Annotated in this window: 19 protein-coding genes; 17 read left to right on the forward strand and 2 right to left on the reverse strand. The window is 46.7% G+C overall.

All coding sequences use genetic code 11. The features are described from left to right. The first annotated feature begins 23 nt into the window (after positions 1-23). From nadC to yajC, 14 genes are all read left to right on the forward strand, one after another. Entirely contained in the window at positions 24-854 is an 831-nt protein-coding gene (gene nadC, locus HT574_RS12090) for a carboxylating nicotinate-nucleotide diphosphorylase (protein ID WP_175244792.1), read from the forward strand. A 20-nt stretch (positions 855-874) separates the two neighbouring features. Next, the gene (gene nadA / locus HT574_RS12095; RefSeq protein ID WP_175244793.1) at positions 875-1,978 is read left to right on the forward strand and encodes a quinolinate synthase NadA; all 1,104 of its coding nucleotides are present in this window, start codon (positions 875-877) and stop codon (positions 1,976-1,978) included. Positions 1,979-2,134: 156 nt separating this feature from the next. Then, positions 2,135-3,583: a SafA/ExsA family spore coat assembly protein gene (safA, locus tag HT574_RS20290; protein ID WP_175244794.1), complete on the forward strand. Its 1,449-nt coding sequence runs from the start codon at positions 2,135-2,137 to the stop codon at positions 3,581-3,583. Further along, complete coding sequence (locus HT574_RS12105; protein WP_175244795.1) at positions 3,570-4,514, forward strand: phosphotransferase; 945 nt, start codon at positions 3,570-3,572, stop codon at positions 4,512-4,514. The genes safA and HT574_RS12105 overlap by 14 nt, the downstream gene beginning before the upstream one ends. 38 nt (positions 4,515-4,552) lie before the next feature. Continuing rightward, positions 4,553-5,293 (forward strand): NAD(+) synthase, encoded by a 741-nt coding sequence (nadE, locus tag HT574_RS12110; RefSeq protein ID WP_017435539.1) that lies wholly within the window; start codon positions 4,553-4,555, stop codon positions 5,291-5,293. A gap of 110 nt (positions 5,294-5,403) precedes the next feature. Beyond that, entirely contained in the window at positions 5,404-6,132 is a 729-nt protein-coding gene (locus tag HT574_RS12115) for a YhcN/YlaJ family sporulation lipoprotein (RefSeq protein ID WP_175244796.1), read from the forward strand. Positions 6,133-6,244: 112 nt separating this feature from the next. Then, complete coding sequence (locus HT574_RS12120) at positions 6,245-6,988, forward strand: YebC/PmpR family DNA-binding transcriptional regulator (RefSeq protein ID WP_175244797.1); 744 nt, start codon at positions 6,245-6,247, stop codon at positions 6,986-6,988. 195 nt (positions 6,989-7,183) lie between these two features. Beyond that, positions 7,184-7,666, forward strand: a complete 483-nt coding sequence (locus HT574_RS12125; RefSeq protein ID WP_175244904.1) for an intercompartmental signaling factor BofC — start codon at positions 7,184-7,186, stop codon at positions 7,664-7,666. Between the two features lie 124 nt (positions 7,667-7,790). After that, complete coding sequence (gene ruvA, locus HT574_RS12130; RefSeq protein WP_175244798.1) at positions 7,791-8,396, forward strand: Holliday junction branch migration protein RuvA; 606 nt, start codon at positions 7,791-7,793, stop codon at positions 8,394-8,396. 14 nt (positions 8,397-8,410) lie between these two features. Further along, a complete protein-coding gene (gene ruvB / locus HT574_RS12135; protein ID WP_042406397.1) occupies positions 8,411-9,412 on the forward strand; it encodes a Holliday junction branch migration DNA helicase RuvB in 1,002 nt (333 codons plus the stop codon). Then, the gene (locus HT574_RS12140; RefSeq protein ID WP_175244799.1) at positions 9,409-9,615 is read left to right on the forward strand and encodes a DUF2905 domain-containing protein; all 207 of its coding nucleotides are present in this window, start codon (positions 9,409-9,411) and stop codon (positions 9,613-9,615) included. The genes ruvB and HT574_RS12140 overlap by 4 nt, the downstream gene beginning before the upstream one ends. A 15-nt stretch (positions 9,616-9,630) precedes the next feature. Further along, the gene (queA, locus tag HT574_RS12145; RefSeq protein WP_175244800.1) at positions 9,631-10,659 is read left to right on the forward strand and encodes a tRNA preQ1(34) S-adenosylmethionine ribosyltransferase-isomerase QueA; all 1,029 of its coding nucleotides are present in this window, start codon (positions 9,631-9,633) and stop codon (positions 10,657-10,659) included. 17 nt (positions 10,660-10,676) lie between these two features. Next, entirely contained in the window at positions 10,677-11,819 is a 1,143-nt protein-coding gene (tgt, locus tag HT574_RS12150) for a tRNA guanosine(34) transglycosylase Tgt (protein ID WP_175244801.1), read from the forward strand. 23 nt (positions 11,820-11,842) lie between these two features. Next, the gene (gene yajC, locus HT574_RS12155) at positions 11,843-12,118 is read left to right on the forward strand and encodes a preprotein translocase subunit YajC (protein WP_175244802.1); all 276 of its coding nucleotides are present in this window, start codon (positions 11,843-11,845) and stop codon (positions 12,116-12,118) included. 42 nt (positions 12,119-12,160) lie between these two features. On the opposite strand, the gene HT574_RS12160 is transcribed toward yajC, so the two are convergent. Together HT574_RS12160 and spoVB are read right to left on the reverse strand one after the other, a co-directional pair. Further along, positions 12,161-12,535, reverse strand: coding sequence for a TIGR04086 family membrane protein (locus HT574_RS12160; RefSeq protein WP_175244803.1), 375 nt, complete (start codon positions 12,533-12,535; stop codon positions 12,161-12,163). Between the two features lie 68 nt (positions 12,536-12,603). Then, positions 12,604-14,166 (reverse strand): stage V sporulation protein B, encoded by a 1,563-nt coding sequence (gene spoVB / locus HT574_RS12165; protein ID WP_175244804.1) that lies wholly within the window; start codon positions 14,164-14,166, stop codon positions 12,604-12,606. 117 nt (positions 14,167-14,283) lie between these two features. Here spoVB and HT574_RS12170 point away from each other — a divergent pair, with 117 nt between their 5' ends. From HT574_RS12170 to HT574_RS12180, 3 genes are all read left to right on the forward strand, one after another. Next, positions 14,284-14,577 carry a post-transcriptional regulator gene (locus HT574_RS12170; RefSeq protein ID WP_175244805.1) on the forward strand — a complete coding sequence of 98 codons (294 nt, stop codon included), beginning with the start codon at positions 14,284-14,286 and terminating at the stop codon, positions 14,575-14,577. Positions 14,578-14,751: 174 nt separating this feature from the next. Continuing rightward, complete coding sequence (gene secDF, locus HT574_RS12175; protein WP_175244806.1) at positions 14,752-17,004, forward strand: protein translocase subunit SecDF; 2,253 nt, start codon at positions 14,752-14,754, stop codon at positions 17,002-17,004. A 168-nt stretch (positions 17,005-17,172) separates the two neighbouring features. Further along, positions 17,173-18,075 carry a cation diffusion facilitator family transporter gene (locus HT574_RS12180; protein WP_175244807.1) on the forward strand — a complete coding sequence of 301 codons (903 nt, stop codon included), beginning with the start codon at positions 17,173-17,175 and terminating at the stop codon, positions 18,073-18,075. Positions 18,076-18,077: the final 2 nt, after the last annotated feature.

An 18,077-nucleotide genomic window follows, 5' to 3' on the forward strand; every position in this document is an offset into this window, starting at 1 on the left:
CCGGAAGAACGGGGGGAAAGACGATGAACCAACTCAAATTACAACAGCTGTTGCAGCAATTTTTCATTGAAGATATTGGTGAACGCGATATTACGAGTGAAACGATTTTTCTAGACAATGAATGGGCAACAGGAACATTTACTGCCAAAGAAGATGGAGTGTTGGCAGGTATGGATATTATTACGACAGGCTACCATCTTTTGCATTCACATATCAATGTAACGCTTTATAAACGTGATGGCGAACAAGTAAAAAAAGGGGAAGTGATTGCCATTGCGTCCGGACCGGTCGCACCGCTGCTGACCGGCGAGCGCGTGATTTTAAACCTCCTCCAGCGCATGAGCGGCATCGCCACTTTAACACATCAGGCGGTTACGATTTTAAACAGCAGCCATACACGCATTTGCGATACACGCAAAACGACGCCAGGACTGCGGATGCTGGAAAAGTACGCCGTTGTATGTGGAGGAGGTTATAATCATCGTTTTGGTTTATATGACGGTGTCATGATTAAAGATAACCACATTGCGTTTTGCGGTTCGATTACAAAAGCGGTGCAGGCGGTGCGCAAGAAGCTGGGGCATATGGTCAAAGTTGAAGTGGAAACAGAGACGAAAGAGCAAGTATTAGAAGCAGTTCAAGCGGGCGCAGATGTGATTATGTTTGACAATCGCACTCCCGACGAAGTGCGCGAGTTTGTTTCACTCGTACCAAAGTCGATCGTAACGGAAGCATCGGGCGGAATTACGCTTGAAAATCTTGCGGAATACGGGGCAACAGGGGTTGATTATATTTCGCTCGGCATGCTGACGCATTCAGCTGCCGCTCTAGATATCAGCTTCAATTTACAATAACGGAAACGGGGGAAGAACGCATGAGCATTTTAGAACAAATGAAACGGCTTGATGATATGCCGGAAAGCTATAAAACAATGAGCATGGAAGAGATGGAAGCGCGCGTGCGCGCCATCAAAGAACGATTTGGAAAAAGATTGTTTATCCCAGGACACCATTATCAAAAAGACGAAGTAATACAATTTGCTGATGCGACAGGTGACTCGCTTGGGCTTGCGCAAGTGGCGGCGCAAAACAGTGAAGCAGAGTACATTGTGTTTTGTGGAGTACATTTTATGACGGAAACAGCAGACATTTTAACGGGTGACCATCAAAAAGTCATTTTGCCAGATATGCGGGCTGGGTGCTCGATGGCCGATATGGCGGAAATTTCACAGGTGGAACGGGCGTGGCCGATTTTACAGAAGCTGTTTAGCGACGAGATTTTGCCGTTGACGTATGTGAATTCGACGGCGGCGATTAAAGCGTTCGTTGGACGCTATGGCGGGGCGGTCGTTACTTCCTCGAACGCGAAAAAGATGGTCGAATGGGCGTTTACACAAAAAGAGCGAATTTTCTTTTTGCCGGATCAGCATTTAGGCAGAAATACAGCCTATGAGCTTGGAATTTCGTTAGACGAGATGGCGGTATGGGATCCGCATGCCGATCATTTGGAGTACAACGGCGATATAAAGAAAGCAAAAGTGATTCTTTGGAAAGGACATTGTTCCGTCCATGAAAACTTTACTGTCCGCCATATTGAGCATATTCGCAAAACAAAGCCGGATATGCGTATCATTGTGCACCCGGAGTGCAGCTGGGACGTTGTGCAAAAGGCTGATGATGCCGGTTCGACGAAATATATCATTGAAACGATCCGCAATGCCCCTTCCGGCAGCAAATGGGCGATCGGCACGGAAATGAATTTGGTGAACCGCCTAATGCACGAACATCCAGATAAAGAAATCATCTCGCTAAATCCGTATATGTGCCCATGTCTCACGATGAACCGCATCGACTTGCCGCATTTATTATGGGCGCTTGAAGCGCTCGAAAAAGGAATCGTCGTCAATCAAATTACTGTTCCCGAAGCGATTGCCAAAGATGCAAAGCAGGCGCTTGACCGCATGCTGGCGCTGGCCTAGAACGCTCATCCTGCCAAGCAGCATTGGGATGCCGGCAGGATGATTTTTTTATCATAAAACAAGGGGATGGATCATAGATTGTGTTGAAGGATGATGGCGACAACAAGCAGGGGCTGAAATACAATGCGAACAGTTTCGGTTTAGGAGGGGAACGGAGTGAAAATCCATATTGTTCAAAAGGGCGATACCCTTTGGAAAATCGCTCAAAAATACGGGGTGGATTTTGAACAATTAAAAAAAATAAACGGACATCTAAGCAATCCAGATATGATTATGCCGGGAATGAAAATTAAAGTGCCGATGGCAGGGGTTCCGGTAAAGAAAGAAGCGCCGAAAAAAGAGGCAAAAATTAATCTTGCTCCAAAAAAAGAAGAAAATATAGAGCATCCGTATGCCAATGCAAAGCCGTTTGTATCGGTGAATATTGAGGCGGAGTTTTCGGAGCCTATAAAAGAAGAAAAGGTAAACAAAGCTCCCAAGGCAGGGGTGAACGAAGCGCCAAACGTGCCGATCAACGAAGCGCCAAACGTGCCGATCAACGAAGCGCCAAACGTGCCGATCAAGGAAGCACCGAAAGCACCGATCAAGGAAGCGCCGAAAGCACCGATCAAGGAAGCGCCAAAAGCGCCGACCAAGGAAGCACCGAAAGCACCGATCAATGAGACACCAAACGTGCCGATCAATGAGGCGCCAAAAGCGCCAGTCAATGAAGCGCCGAAATCAATGGAAAACAAACCGTCCGGAACATCTAATGACGCACTGGGTTCCGAAGAAAAACAGATCAATATTCCACCGTTGTCACATACGATTCCACCGGTAACACCAAATGTCAATATTAACTTTTCGAATGTTATTCCTAACGTTCCGCCGATTCCGCCAAAACCGAAAAATATTTTGCCGGGGATTATGGAACAAGAGTTAGAAAGTCCTGCCGAAGCAGAAACAGAAAAAGAAAAAGCGTTCCAAGATGACGATAATCCACCGCCGGAGCTGCCAAAAGTTCCGTATGTTCCGATCATGCAGCAGCCGTATTTGCCAGGGGCGTTTCCAACTGCGCCGATATCCCAGCAGCACTGCATGCCAGTAACGCCGATGTTTCCAGGCGCTGGATATTATTTTCCATCCATGCCAGCCGTTCCGGTTCCTTATCCGTCTTACACCCAGCCGTTCACTAGCGGGGGGATGGAAAGCAGTTCCCATGCGTTTCCGGGAATCAAAGAAAGCAGCAGTGAATCAGATGAAGCGCCGCCAATGCCGGGATATCACGGAGAAGAAGAGGTAGAAAGTCCGACAGCGTTCCATATTCCATCTGCTGGCTATTCTCCATCTTCAACATATGCACCTTCCTCCTATCCTGGATCGTATGCGCCGTTGCCAATGGTACAAGGATACGGATGGTATCCGCCAGTCTATCCATCGTTTTCGCCAGTTGCGCATCATTACTACGCACCGGCTCCAGCCGCTTTTTATCCGTATCCGCCGCAACCGTATATGTCAGGAGCGACATATCCGTTCGCACCAACGGCTGCTGCATTTCCGCGTGCAGAAGGGCGGGTGTTTACCGAACCGCAAGACGAGGAGAGCAATGGTTATGATGAACCATAAGCAAAAAAGAGACGATGTTGCTAGTCGTCTCTTTTTTCTGCTGAAAGAAGTATACGGTTTCGATGTGAAAAGGATAAACATGCTAAAACATAACGTATGGATGGTTGCGGCACGCGAAGGCTGCTGGGTGGTAAAAAAATATCGCACTTTTTTCGAAGCGATGAAACAAGCAATGCTTATGCAATCGTTAAGACAAATGGGGTTTCGCCATGTTCCCGCGGTATATACGGCCATAGGACAGCATGGTGTATTTTTCTTTGCCGGCCGTTTTTGGCTTACACAAACTTATATTTCCGGCGCGAAAATGCTTTCCTTTACGGAAAAAAAGGATATTGCGGCAGGGCTGCAGTTGTTGCAAACATATCATTCCGTTACGGACATGCTTCTTTCCCACCCGATATGGCGAATGACGCTCCCATATTACCATTTATATAGAAAATGGCAGCGCCGCTATGAGGATTTTTATATCCATTTGCCGCTTATTGAGAAAATTATGGAAAAAGAAGATATCGCCTTTACGATGCAATATGCCGAATATTGTCTTTCCACTTGCACCAATTATATATCATCGTTAGCAAGGGAAAGGGTTGTGATCATTCACGGTGATGTTGCCGCCCATAATTTTTTACGAACGAAAAAGGGAAAAGTATACTTAATCGACTACGATACCGCTGCCATCGCTTCCCCGGCCATTGACTATTTGCAGTATGCGAGCCGGATATTGCCGCATTTGCAATGGTCTTTTTCTGATTTGTCCCGGTTTTCTCCTTTTTCCGATTGGCTTGCCAAACCGTGGTTTCTACACGCGCTTTTATTTCCGGCCGATATTTTCCGGGAATGGCGCTTTGCATTAAAATATAACAGACGACTCGCGATTGCCCGTAAGGAACGGGAATCCTTTGTCCATAAGATTGTAAGTATGCTAAAATAAATATATGCCATTTTGGGGAGAAAGGAAGTCGAAAAACGATGCAAGAAAAGATTGAAAAGCTGATTCAATGGTTGCGCGAACAAGTAGCGAATGCCGGATTGAACGGGGCGATTGTCGGAATTAGCGGCGGCATTGATTCTGCGGTGGTCGCCCATTTAATTAAACGTGCGTTTCCCGACAACTCTCTCGGGCTGATTATGCCGTGCAAAAGCAATCCGAAAGATATGGAAGACGCATTAAAAGTAGTGGAAAGCTGCGGCATTAAACATTTTATTATTGATTTAACGGAAACGCACAATACGTTATTTGGGGAAGTGGAAAAAAAACTGAAAGAAAAAGGGGAATGGAATGAAGAAACGGCGCGGTTAGGAGATGCCAACACGAGAGCGCGCTTGCGCATGACAACGTTGTATGCCGTCGCCAATAATTATGGGTATATCGTAGTCGGAACGGATAATGCCGCAGAGTGGCATACCGGCTACTTTACCAAATACGGAGATGGCGGAGTCGATTTAGTGCCGCTCATTCATTTTACAAAAGGTGAAGTACGTGAAATGGCGCGCATTCTTGGCGTTCCTGAGGAAATTATTACAAAAGCGCCAAGCGCGGGATTATGGGAAGGACAGACAGATGAAAATGAGATGGGAACGACATACGAAATGATTGATAAGTATCTAAAGGGAGAAGAAATTCCGGAAAAGGACCGGCAAATTATTGAACGCCTGCATAAACGCTCGCAACATAAACGGCAATTGGCAATTGCACCGCCAAAATTTTAATATTGTCGCTAACTGACAGCCATAAAACTCCCATTCCTTCGCCAAGCTAATAATAAGGCCGAAAGATGTTTTTTCGGCCTGGTGCGAAGGAAAACAAGGGGGTTTTTCCATTGAGAAACGCAATGAAAATCATCGGAGCTGTTTCCATCTTAAGCGCGATGGCTGCGTGCGCCAATTATGCGGACAACGATGATAGACGCTACAATGATGCGACGCGTCCGATCGGCTATTATTCCACTGAGCGTTTTGCTGATGACTTCCGTTACGGCCGCTATGGAACAAATGCCATCAATTACGACAATAACTATATATTGAGCCGCCGCGGACCGGTAACGGATTACTTTGCTACCGACAACAACCGCACGGGTGTTCCAGGGGTTACCCGTTTTGATACGGATGTGCCTGCACTTCCGCACAATACGGATTTCGGGGATGCGGACCGCAACTACCATGGGCATTTAAATTCGATGGGAAGTAAAACAGTTCCTTCTTACTATAGAAGCTATAGCGGGAACTTAGCCGAGATGATTTCCCGCCGTGCTGATGCAGTAAGAGGAGTCAACGATGCGCGGACGCTTGTTTACCGTAACCATGTGCTGGTTGCGATTTCAACGAATGACAAGCAGAGAGATCGTATTGAGCGTCTCGTCGCCCAAGCGGTCGCACCGTATACGAAAGGAAAACATGTGCGCGTTGTTTCCAACCCGAGCATGTACAACCGCGTCCGCACTATCGACAACGATATTCGCCGCGGCCGGCCATTGAAAGAAATCGAACGGGATCTAAAAACGATTTTTATCGATGGAAAAATTAACGAACGTCCGGCTAACACACGTTAACGATTGTAAAAAGGGGGCACCTTTTTAGGTGCTCCCTTTTCCATATGACATTTTCCTCTTTTTTTGGTATAGTAATATCGGAAATTTCGTTGCGATGAGAGGAGAAATTTCGATGGCTGGACATTCGAAGTGGAAGAACATTCAACGTCGGAAAAATGCACAAGATGCGAAACGCGGCAAATTATTTATGAAATTGGCGAAAGAAATTTATGTAGCGGCAAAAACAGGTGGAGGCGATCCAGCGTCTAATCCAACCTTGCGCCTGGTAATCGAAAAAGCAAAAGCCGCTAACATGCCAAGTGAAAATATTGAACGTGCAATTAAAAAAGCAACGGGAAACCAAGAACATACAAACTATGAAGAAATCCGCTACGAAGGATACGGGCCTGGCGGCGTTGCCGTGATGGTTGTTTGCTTAACGGATAATAAAAACCGTACCGCTTCGAACGTACGCGTGGCCTTTTCGAAAAACGGCGGCAATTTAGGAGAAACCGGCTGTGTTTCTTATTTGTTTGAGCGCAAAGGACTGCTCGTTATCGCGCGCGAAGGACTCGACATTGACGAAGATGAGATGCTTCTGCAGGCGATTGAAGCGGGAGCGGAGGAAATGGAAACGACCGAAGATTCGTTTGAAATTTATACGACACCGGAAACGTTTGAAGAAGTGAAGGAACAATTAGAACAAAAAGGCTTTACGTTTGCCAGCGCGGAAATTACGATGATTCCGCAAACGTATACGACGCTTGCTGGCGAAGATTTAAAGAAAATGCTAAAACTGATCGATACGCTTGAAGATGACGATGATGTGCAAGAAGTGTACCATAATTTAGACGAGTCCGTGCTGGAAAACGAATAAACAATGAAACGCATTCCCGATGTCTCAAAACATCGGGAATTTTTTTCGATATTGTTCGACAAACACTACATAGAAATGCCGCTTTGCGAAAATAATAACGGCAGAATGAGGAGAGAAAATGGATAAATTTGCTCATATAGGCGAAAATAGAAATAGGGGTATCGTTAATTTTATCATGAAAGAGAGGAAATGGAGATGCGAATTCTTGCCGCTTTCTTCATGGCGATGTTGCTTGCCTTGCCTATCGACAATGTTGCTGCCGCATCAGATTCCGTAAAAATGACGGTGATTTTGCAACGGCAATACTTAGATGGAGAAGTGAGCCAAGAAACGAGGGAAGAAACGGTTGTTTCGCTGAAAGAGATATGGAAAAAATATAAGGATTGGCAGCTCATTAATATGGATGGTCAGACGATTATATTCCGCAAAACGGTAAACGATATTTCGCCCCTTTTAAAAGCAAACGGCTATTTTGGAATTACCGAAGATGGAACGTTGTCGATTTTTAATGGAAAACCGACCCGTTCTAATAAGATTATCCAATCTTTCTTTCAAATTGATGTAAAAAAACTGGAAAGCCGTCAGCACGAACAATTGAAAAAAGGAATTCGCGTCCTCTCGAAAGCACAATATAAAGATGTGATTGAAACATATCGCCATTTTGCCGTGATCCGATAAAAAGACTTATCATTTTTGGTAAGTCTTTTTTTATGTTCCAAACAGGAATATACATTCGCTTTTTGTTATAATGTAATGGTATGATACAATGGAAAGGCAGAAAGAAAAGGAGAGGAGCACAGCGTTGATCGAATTTGTCCGCGGGTATGTTGATTATGTCTGCCCGGAATACATTGTCATCGACAACAATGGCATTGGATACCAAATTTTTACCCCGAATCCGTTTTCCTTTCAAGAAAGCCGCGATACGATGGTAACCGTTTATACATATCAGTACGTGCGTGAAGATATCGTTGCTTTGTACGGATTTCGCACCCGTGAGGAACGAATGCTGTTCGCCAAACTATTGCAAGTATCTGGAATTGGCCCCAAAGGCGGATTGGCGATTTTAGCCGCGGGGCAGCCGGAGCAGCTGGTTGAAGCGATTGAACAAGAAAATGAAGCGTTTTTATGCAAGTTCCCAGGGGTCGGAAAAAAAACGGCCCGGCAAATGATCCTTGATTTAAAAGGTAAGCTGGCGGCGATTGCGTCTAGGCCGCATGCCGCCCTCGTTTCCCAACAGGAGGAGACGGGATCGCTTTACACCGCTGCGCTTGAGGAGGCCATCGCGGCATTAAAAGCGCTCGGCTACGGGGAAAAGGAAATTCAAAAAGTCATACCAGCGCTTAGCAAAGAAAACTTATCTACTGAGCAATATGTGAAGCGCGCGCTACAGCAACTGTTAAAATAAAGGGAGGGGTGGAAGTGGAAGAACGCCTTGTCTCCGGTGACGTCCACCGTGAAGACGTTTCACTTGAACACAGTCTCCGCCCAAAGTTTTTGCATGAATATATTGGACAAGAGAAAGTAAAAGACAATTTAAAAATATTTATTGAAGCGGCAAAAATGCGCGAGGAAACGCTTGATCATGTTCTGTTGTACGGCCCGCCGGGACTGGGAAAGACGACGCTGGCGGCGATTATCGCCAATGAAATGGGCGTCCATCTGCGCACCACTTCCGGTCCGGCGATTGAGCGCCCCGGCGACTTGGCAGCCATTTTAACGTCATTAGAACCAGGTGATGTATTATTTATTGATGAGATTCACCGGCTGCACCGTACGGTGGAAGAAGTGCTGTATCCGGCGATGGAAGATTATTGTTTGGATATTGTCATCGGCAAAGGGCAGACAGCCCGATCCATTCGCATTGATTTGCCGCCGTTTACTCTCGTTGGAGCCACAACAAGGGCGGGTGCTTTATCTGCCCCGCTTCGCGATCGGTTTGGCGTTATCAGCCGGTTAGAGTATTATCATGTAGAGCATCTTACCCAGATTGTAATACGGACAGCGGAGATTTTACAGGTAGAGATCGCGCCGGAAGCGGCAGTGGAAATCGCACGGCGCTCTCGCGGCACGCCGCGCATCGCCAATCGCCTGCTGCGGCGTGTCCGCGATTTCGCGCAAGTGAGGGGAAACGGGGCGATCACTTTTCCGCTGGCAGAGGAAGCGCTTGAGCTCCTACAAGTCGACCGGCTAGGTCTGGACCATATCGATCATAAACTAATAACAGCGATTATAGAAAAGTTTAGCGGCGGACCAGTAGGGATTGATACGATTGCCGCGACGATCGGCGAAGAGGCGCAGACGATTGAAGACGTGTATGAGCCGTACTTGCTGCAAATCGGCTTTTTGCAGCGGACGCCGCGCGGCCGCATTGTGACGCCGATAGCGTACGAACATTTTGGAATGGAGGTTCCAAAACGATGAACAGCCTGCCTAAGCTCATTATGACGATTGGTGTGGTTCTTATTATCATCGGGTTTTTCATGCAGTTTATAAAACTCGGCCGGCTCCCCGGGGATATTATTATCCGCAAAGGAAATATGACTTTTTATTTTCCGGTTGTCACATCGATTTTGCTAAGCGTGGTGCTATCGCTTATTTTTTATGTGCTAGGAAGGTTTCGCTAAAGAAAGGAGAGCAACATGAAAATTGACTTGTTTGACTTTGAACTGCCAGAAGAATTGATTGCGCAAACGCCGCTGCCAAACCGCGATGCTTCGCGGCTGATGGTGTTAAATAAAAAAACCGGGGAAATCCGCCATGAAACTTTTCGCAATATTATCTCGTATCTATGCGAAGGGGACTGCCTCGTGCTGAATGATACGCGTGTCATGCCGGCGCGGCTTTATGGCGAAAAAACAGATACAGGCGCCAATATTGAAGTATTGCTTTTGAAACAATTGGAAGGAGACCGCTGGGAAACGCTAGTGAAGCCGGCGAAACGCGTGAAAGTCGGCACGGAAATAACATTTGGCGACGGGCGGCTGAAAGCGGTATGTGTGGATACGTTAGAGCATGGAGGCCGCGTGTTGGAGTTTTCCTATCAAGGCATTTTTTATGAAGTGCTCGAACAACTTGGGGAAATGCCGCTGCCTCCGTATATTAAAGAAAAATTAGAGGACCCGGAACGCTATCAAACCGTCTATGCCCGCGAGGTGGGATCAGCGGCGGCGCCGACAGCGGGTCTGCATTTTACCAAGCCGCTTTTGGACGATATCCGCGCCAAAGGGGTGCATATCGCGTTTATCACCCTTCATGTTGGACTTGGCACGTTTCGTCCGGTGAGTGTCGAAAACATTGAGGAGCATGATATGCATGCGGAATTTTATCAAATGCCCGAGGAAACCGCGCAGCTGTTAAATGAGGTGAGACAGCAAGGCGGCCGCATTATCGCTGTCGGCACAACCTCGACGCGCACGCTAGAGACAATTGCGACGAGACATAATGGCAAATTTGTCGCGGAAAGCGGCTGGACCGATATTTTCATTTATCCTGGCTACGAGTTTAAAGGAATCGACGGATTAGTAACCAACTTCCATTTGCCAAAATCTACGCTCATCATGCTTGTCAGTGCGCTTGCCGGCCGCGAAAATATTTTGCATGCCTACCATGTGGCGGTAAAAGAGCGCTATCGCTTTTTTAGCTTTGGCGATGCGATGTTGATTATTTAAGAAAGGGGAACGTTCGATTGACATCACCGATTCGTTTCGAGCTCATCAAAACATGCAGACAAACTGGAGCGCGTCTCGGCATTCTTCACACGCCGCACGGCTCGTTTGAAACGCCGATGTTTATGCCGGTTGGCACACTGGCGACCGTAAAAACGTTATCGCCGGAAGAATTGAAGGAAATGGGCGCCGGTGTGATTTTAAGCAACACGTATCATCTTTGGCTGCGCCCGGGGCCTGACATTGTTCAGGAAGCGGGAGGCCTCCATTCGTTTATGAACTGGGACCGCGGCATTTTAACCGATTCCGGCGGTTTCCAAGTGTTTAGTTTAAGCGAATTTCGCCGCATTGAGGAGGAAGGGGTATATTTCCGCAATCATTTAAACGGCGATAAACTGTTTTTATCGCCGGAGAAGGCGATCGAAATCCAAAACGCGCTTGGCTCGGACATTATGATGGCGTTTGACGAATGCCCGCCGTATCCATCCACACATGAATATATGAAAAAGTCGGTAGAGCGGACAAGCCGCTGGGCGGAACGCTGTTTAAAAGCTCACAAACGTCCGAATGAGCAAGGATTATTCGGTATTGTGCAAGGTGGAGAATTTGAAGATTTGCGCAGACAGAGCGCGCAGGACTTAGTGTCATTAGATTTTCCAGGGTACGCAATCGGCGGTTTATCCGTTGGCGAACCAAAAGAAGTGATGAACCAGGTGCTCGAGTTTACGACGCCGCTGTTGCCGGCGAATAAGCCGCGCTATTTAATGGGAGTCGGCTCGCCTGATTCGTTGATCGATGGGGCGATTCGCGGCATCGATATGTTCGACTGTGTGCTGCCGACACGAATCGGCCGCAACGGAACGGTAATGACAAGCGAAGGAAGAGTCGTCATTAAAAACGCCCAATACGCCCGAGATTTTTCGCCGCTTGATCCGAACTGCGATTGCTACACTTGCCGCAACTATACGCGCGCGTACATTCGCCATCTCATCAAATGTGAAGAAACGTTTGGCATTCGTTTGACTTCTTACCATAACGTCTATTTTTTGATAAAATTAATGGAGCAAGTGAGACAAGCGATTCGCGAAGATCGTCTCGGCGATTTCCGCGAGGAATTTTTCGAGCGTTACGGTTTCAATAAACCAAATGCGAAAAACTTTTAACGATCGCGAAAGGAGGGAAAAGAATGAACGCAGCGATTGTAAATTTATTACCAATTGTCCTATTTTTTGTCATCTTTTACTTCCTGCTGCTTCGGCCGCAGCAAAAAAGGCAGCGCGCGGTGCAGCAAATGCAGGCGAATTTGAAAAAAGGGGATAAAATCATCACGATTGGCGGCTTGCACGGGATCATCGATTCCGTTGATGAAGATAAAGTGGTGATTCGTGCAGGAGACGGCACTCGCCTTACATATGACCGCTCAGCGGTGCGTGAAGTAGTAGCGGAAGGTAACAACAAATAAAAGAAAAACGGCTACCAATAAGAAAAGGTAGCCGTTTTTCTTTTAACTGCGCGATGCTTTCATATTGACGCCGACGATGCCGCCGAGTGCTGCCGCGACGAAAAAGATGAGGTGATAAATCCATTGTTCCAAGGTAAAGGATTTTTCCAATCCTAAAAATTGAAAGAGAAATATGATGGCAGTAAATAATAAACTGGTCATACCACCGGCCAGCCAGCCTTTTTCTTTTCCTTTTCCGCCGGCGACCAGCCCGCCGATGAACATGGAAAGAAGCGACCCAGCAAAAATAATCCATGTTAATGAAGCCTCCTGCACATCTGTCCACTTGAGGATAAGAGATAGAAAGAAGCTGATTACTGCCGCCAGCAAGAAAATCGTAACCACCCCGTAAACAACCGCTGTTCCCCATCTTGACATCTCTCTTCCCCCTGTCGCTGATAATACGTTTTACCAAAGTATATTCCGCTTTGGACATGTTTAGAAGTTTATTTGCGCTTTTTTTTCGCGATGAAGGCGCCGATTCCCGGAATATAGGCAAGCTCTTCCCGTCTAATTAATTGAAAAATGATTAATAAAAGCGAGTAAACGATAATGGTCACGATGATAGATGCCAATGTTTGCAGCGAAAGCGGGAGGTAAGCGAAAGAATAGTGAAAGGATACATATCCGACAATCCCGGCTGCAACCATAGATAGAAATGCTTTCATATATTCCATGGCATAAATGGAACAGGACACCGCCTTGACAACCGTTGCAAAATGGAGCAAGGTAACAAGCACCGTATTGATGGCGATCGCTAGCGCCGCCCCCATAATTCCTAAACTAGGCTGCGTGGCAAGCGCAAAAATGCAGGCCAGCTTTACTACAGCGCCAATCAGGCTGTTGATCATCGCAGCATTTGCCAAATCAAGGCCTTGCAGTACGGCTTGGAGCGGACCTTGAAAATAATAAAAAAGGAAAAACGGTGCCATCACTTTCACAAACATCGTTGCTTCGCTTGTTCCGTACATCCATTGCATGAGCGGTTCGGCAAATACGTATAAAACGACGACGGAAAGGCCGCCGGTCACAAGCGACAGGCGCATGGCCTGCTGAATACGGTGCTCCACGAGCAACGTCTGTTTTTGCGCCATCGCTTCGCTGATTGCTGGGACCAGTGAGGTCGACAACGAATACGTAATAAAGGAAGGCAGCATTAATAACGGAAGCGCGTAACCGGTAAGCTGGCCGTATTGTTTTGTCGCCAGGGAGGTGGCAACTCCGGCAATGGCCAAGCTGTTGGCGACGGCGATCGGTTCTAAAAACCAGGAAAGCGAACCGATGAGACGGCTTCCTGTCGTTGGCAGCGCGATGCGCATTAAGCTGATAAACGTCTCTCTTCCTGCTTTGACATAGTGGAAAAACTTTGTCCGCAGTTTGATCGATTTTTTCAATTGAAACATGCAAAGCAAATAGATGAGCGACATCAATTCGCCGATCACTGAGGAGAACATGGCGCCGGCAGCGGCGTATTCAATGCCATACGGCAATAACGCTTTTGTGCACATGGCGATCAAGCTAATGCGGACGATTTGTTCTAAAAGCTGGGAAAAGGCGTACGGTTTCATTTGCTGTTTCCCTTGGAAATATCCGCGCAGCACGGAAGAAATGGCGACGATCGGAACGACCGGAGCGATAGCAATTAATGGATAATAGGTGCGCGGGTCAGTGAATAATGTTCGTGCTAACAACGGGGCGAGCAAAATCATCGCAGGAAAGAAGACTAAACTAAGCGTGCCGGTAATCGTTAACGAGACGACGAGAATTTTTTTTACCTTTTTCCGATCGCCGACGGCTTCCGCTTCCGCGACGAGTTTGGAAATGGCAACAGGGAGCCCCATTTGCGTAATGGTAATGGCAAGCACTAATGTCGGCATCGCCATCATATATAAGCCGACACCCTCCCCGCCGATGACACGCGCGACAACAATGCGATTGACAAATCCAAGTATTCTTGTAATGAAGCCGGCAACGATTAAAATCATCGTTCCTTGTAAAAATTTAGACATCGCCTCTCCCTACCTTCTCAAATACCATAATCTTTTATACAATTAACTATATGCAGTACATATAAACAAGCATGACAAGTATTGTGGGCGAGCATGCCAGAGGGAGAAGAGGAGAAAATGGAAAACGAAAAACAAAAAGAACTGCGCGAACTGCTGATGCCGGCGCTGCAATGCAAGTATGATGAATTTCGCCTGCTCGGCTACGAGCAAGTGACCATCGATCAAATATGGGAATGTCTAGCGAAAAAGAAGTGGAAAAATGGAGAAGAAAAAAAATTATATGAGCTTGTCAATGATATTTTATCGCTGCAAATTGGCGAATATATGTCATTTATTACGATGCAATCCTATAAAGAACAGCGTTTGGCGGGTGATGATGATTTAGAGGCGATGTTGGAGGAATTATTATAGTGATGTAGGAATTTGACAGTTTTCGTTTGCTGTTTCATAATTGGAATATTGAGAGATATCTTGATGCCGGCGGATGCAAAACCGGTCGTCGCAAAACGTGAAACTGAACTTTTCCTGTTAGCGGAATAGGACGGGCCCTTAACAGGAAGATGAACTGAAGGAGGATTTTTTACGATGGTGAAACGCAGTCGCATTGTCGCGTTTTTCCTGTTGCTTTTGCTTCTGGCAGGAGTGATGGGGCCGACGATTCAAGGAATTGTACATAACATTAAATTAGGTCTTGATTTGCAAGGCGGCTTTGAAGTGCTTTATGAAGTAAAGCCGGCAAAAAAAGGAGATAAAATTGATCAAGAAACGCTAAAAAGCACGGTCAGCGCGTTAAACAAGCGGATTAACGTGCTCGGCGTAAGCGAACCGAGCATTCAAATCGAAGGAAAAAACCGCATTCGCGTCCAGCTTGCTGGGATCAAAGATCAAAACCAGGCGCGCGAAATTTTATCAACGCAGGCAAAATTAACGTTCCGCGACGTCAATGACAACGTTCTAATGGATGGAAGCGACCTTGTCCAAGGTGGGGCAAAGCTGTCTTTCGATGAAAACGGCAAGCCAAGCGTCGCGATTAAATTAAAAGACGCCGATAAATTTAAGCAAGTGACTGAAAAAGTATATAAAATGGGGCCTCCAAATAACTTGCTGGTCATTTGGCTTGATTTTAAAGAGGGAGAAGACTCCTATCGAAAAGAAGCGGGAAAAGCACATCCAAAATTTATTTCTGCGGCAGCGGTAAACCAAGTATTTAACCAAACGGATGTCTCCATTGTGGGCAATTTCACCGTTAAAGAGGCGCAACAATTAGCCGATCTGCTTAATGCTGGAGCGCTTCCAGTAGAATTAAAAGAGATTTACTCAACATCGGTCGGAGCACAGTTTGGCCAAAATGCCCTGCAAAAAACGATTTTTGCCGGCATTGTAGGAGTAGCTGCGATTTTCCTCTTTATGATTTTGTTTTATCGCTTGCCTGGGGTTATCGCGGTCATCACATTGCTGGTGTATATTTACTTGATTCTTCTTATTTTTGACTTGATGAACGGCGTGTTGACATTGCCGGGAATTGCCGCTCTTATTTTAGGTGTCGGGATGGCGGTAGATGCCAACATCATTACGTACGAGCGGATTAAAGAAGAGATTAAGCTCGGCAAGTCGATTATGTCGGCGTTCCGTTCGGGAAACAGAGGATCGTTTGCGGCGATTTTGGATGCGAACATTACGACGATTATCGCTGGTGTCGTTCTTTTTATTTACGGGACGAGCTCGGTCAAAGGATTTGCGACGATGCTCATCATCAGCATTTTAGCCAGCTTCATCACGGCGGTGTATGGCACGCGCCTGTTGCTTGGCCTGCTTGTCCAAAGCCGCTGGCTGAACAATAAACCAGGCTATTTCGGCGTAAAAAAATCGGAAATCTTAAATATCGCGGAAACAACGGATGATACGGAAGTGCCGACAAAATTTGACCGTTGGGATTTCGTAAAACATAGTAAAAAATTTTTCATTTTTTCCGGTTTGCTAACGGCAATCGGGGTTATTGCCTTATTAACGATGAAACTTCATCTTGGCATCGATTTTACGAGCGGGACGCGCGTCGAAGTGATCAGCGACAAGCCGATAAACGCGGAACAGCTAAAAGATGAATTCGGGCAGCTTGGGCTGAAACCGGAGGATGTTGTGTTGTCCGGCGACCGTAATAACGTTGGTGTGGCTCGCTTTATCGGCGTATTAAACAAAAAGGAGATTGCCGAGCTGAAATCGCATTTTAAACAAAAGTACGGCTCCGAGCCAAACGTGAGCACGGTGTCGCCAGTCGTTGGAAAAGAATTGGCGCGCAACGCGTTTATTGCCGTGCTGATTTCCTCGCTTGGAATCATTATTTACGTGGCGATCCGCTTTGAGCTATATATGGCGCTGGCGGCGATTGTCGCGCTGCTTCATGATGCGTTTTTCATTATCACCTTTTTCAGCCTGACGCGGCTGGAGGTGGATTTGACGTTTATCGCCGCGGTGCTGACGATCATCGGTTATTCGATCAACGATACGATCGTTACGTTTGACCGCATCCGCGATTTGATGAAGAAGCGGAAAGTGAAAACGGTAGACGACTTGAAACATATTGTCAACAGAGCGCTGCAACAAACGTTCACCCGTTCGATTAATACGGTATTAACGGTTATCTTTACCGTTGTCGCTCTTTTAATCTTTGGCAGCGAAGCGATTTTTAACTTTAATATCGCTCTGCTCGCTGGGCTTATATGCGGTGTTTACTCTTCAATATGCATTGCGTCGCAATTATGGGTAGTTTGGAAAGGAAACCAGCTGAAAAAAGGAAAAGGAAAAAAGAGCTCCGCGAAAGAGCTGAAACCGCAAGTATAAGCCCAACGTCATCGATGGGATTCATCCAAAAAGTGCTCCGTAAAAAAAGCGGGGCACTTTTTTGTTTATCGTGGCAATGTTCGCGGATAAAATATCCTTTCCTTATTGAGAAAATGAAAAAACGGATAAACTATGGGAGGCAGGCATGGAATAGAAAGGAGGAGGAGCATGAAAAAGGAAGAACGTTTTCGCCAAGCGGAATTTGCCGCCATCGTTGGAATCATCGGCAATGTTGTGCTTGCCGTTGTTAAAGGAGTGGCGGGAGTGCTGGGCAACAGCAAGGCGCTGCTTGCCGATGCCGTTCACTCTGCTTCCGATGTCGCCGGATCGCTCGCGGTATGGATCGGCTTGCGCGCGGCGAAGCGGCCGCCGGATGAAGACCATCCGTACGGCCACGGGAAAGCCGAGTCGATTGCTGCCATTATTGTAGCGGTGCTTTTATTTATTATTGGAATAGAAATCGGCCGATCGGCCGTGTTTGCTTTTTTTCAGCCGCTCAGGTCGCCGGAAATCATTGCGGTATATGTGCTAGTTCTCTCGATTTTGGTAAAGGAAGCGATGTTTCGCTATAAATATCACCTGGGAAAAAAATTAAACAGCAACGCCATTATCGTCAACGCTTATGAACATCGTTCGGACGTTTTCTCCTCGATTGCCGCCCTCATCGGGGTTGGCGCGGCAATAATAGGAGGAAGATGGAAGATCGATTGGCTCCTATATGCCGACCCGGTTGCAGGGTTGTTTGTTTCCGTTCTCGTGTTAAAAATGGCGTGGGATCTGGGAAAGGAATCGATTCATACGGCGATTGACCATGTATTGCATGAAGAGGAAACGGAATATTTGCGCAAGGCCGTATTGTCGTTTCCCGATGTCAAACAAATTCATGAGCTGCGTGCGCGCGAACATGGGCATTACGTCATTGTCGATTTAAAAATTGCCGTGGATCCTTTTATCACCGTCGAAGAAGGGCACCGCATCGGCAAAAAAGTGAAGGAAAAGCTGCTGACGCTTCCGCGCGTGGAAAATGTGATGGTGCACATCAATCCGTATCACCCGGAAAAAAACACGTAACT

This window comes from Parageobacillus sp. VR-IP (genome assembly GCF_013357975.1).
Lineage (GTDB): Bacteria > Bacillota > Bacilli > Bacillales > Anoxybacillaceae > Saccharococcus > Saccharococcus caldoxylosilyticus.

What these genes read in the sequence shown, in the direction of transcription:
- HT574_RS12105 (WP_175244795.1), top strand. Translation starts at nt 3,570, where the DNA reads ATGATGAACCATAAGCAAAAAAGAGACGATGTTGCTAGTCGTCTCTTT.
- HT574_RS12120 (WP_175244797.1), top strand. Translation starts at nt 6,245, where the DNA reads ATGGCTGGACATTCGAAGTGGAAGAACATTCAACGTCGGAAAAATGCA.
- queA (WP_175244800.1), top strand. Translation starts at nt 9,631, where the DNA reads ATGAAAATTGACTTGTTTGACTTTGAACTGCCAGAAGAATTGATTGCG.
- HT574_RS12170 (WP_175244805.1), top strand. Translation starts at nt 14,284, where the DNA reads ATGGAAAACGAAAAACAAAAAGAACTGCGCGAACTGCTGATGCCGGCG.
- HT574_RS12140 (WP_175244799.1), top strand. Translation starts at nt 9,409, where the DNA reads ATGAACAGCCTGCCTAAGCTCATTATGACGATTGGTGTGGTTCTTATT.
- HT574_RS12125 (WP_175244904.1), top strand. Translation starts at nt 7,184, where the DNA reads ATGCGAATTCTTGCCGCTTTCTTCATGGCGATGTTGCTTGCCTTGCCT.
- secDF (WP_175244806.1), top strand. Translation starts at nt 14,752, where the DNA reads ATGGTGAAACGCAGTCGCATTGTCGCGTTTTTCCTGTTGCTTTTGCTT.
- HT574_RS12180 (WP_175244807.1), top strand. Translation starts at nt 17,173, where the DNA reads ATGAAAAAGGAAGAACGTTTTCGCCAAGCGGAATTTGCCGCCATCGTT.
- yajC (WP_175244802.1), top strand. Translation starts at nt 11,843, where the DNA reads ATGAACGCAGCGATTGTAAATTTATTACCAATTGTCCTATTTTTTGTC.
- spoVB (WP_175244804.1), bottom strand. Translation starts at nt 14,166, where the DNA reads ATGTCTAAATTTTTACAAGGAACGATGATTTTAATCGTTGCCGGCTTC.
- nadC (WP_175244792.1), top strand. Translation starts at nt 24, where the DNA reads ATGAACCAACTCAAATTACAACAGCTGTTGCAGCAATTTTTCATTGAA.
- nadE (WP_017435539.1), top strand. Translation starts at nt 4,553, where the DNA reads ATGCAAGAAAAGATTGAAAAGCTGATTCAATGGTTGCGCGAACAAGTA.
- nadA (WP_175244793.1), top strand. Translation starts at nt 875, where the DNA reads ATGAGCATTTTAGAACAAATGAAACGGCTTGATGATATGCCGGAAAGC.
- HT574_RS12160 (WP_175244803.1), bottom strand. Translation starts at nt 12,535, where the DNA reads ATGTCAAGATGGGGAACAGCGGTTGTTTACGGGGTGGTTACGATTTTC.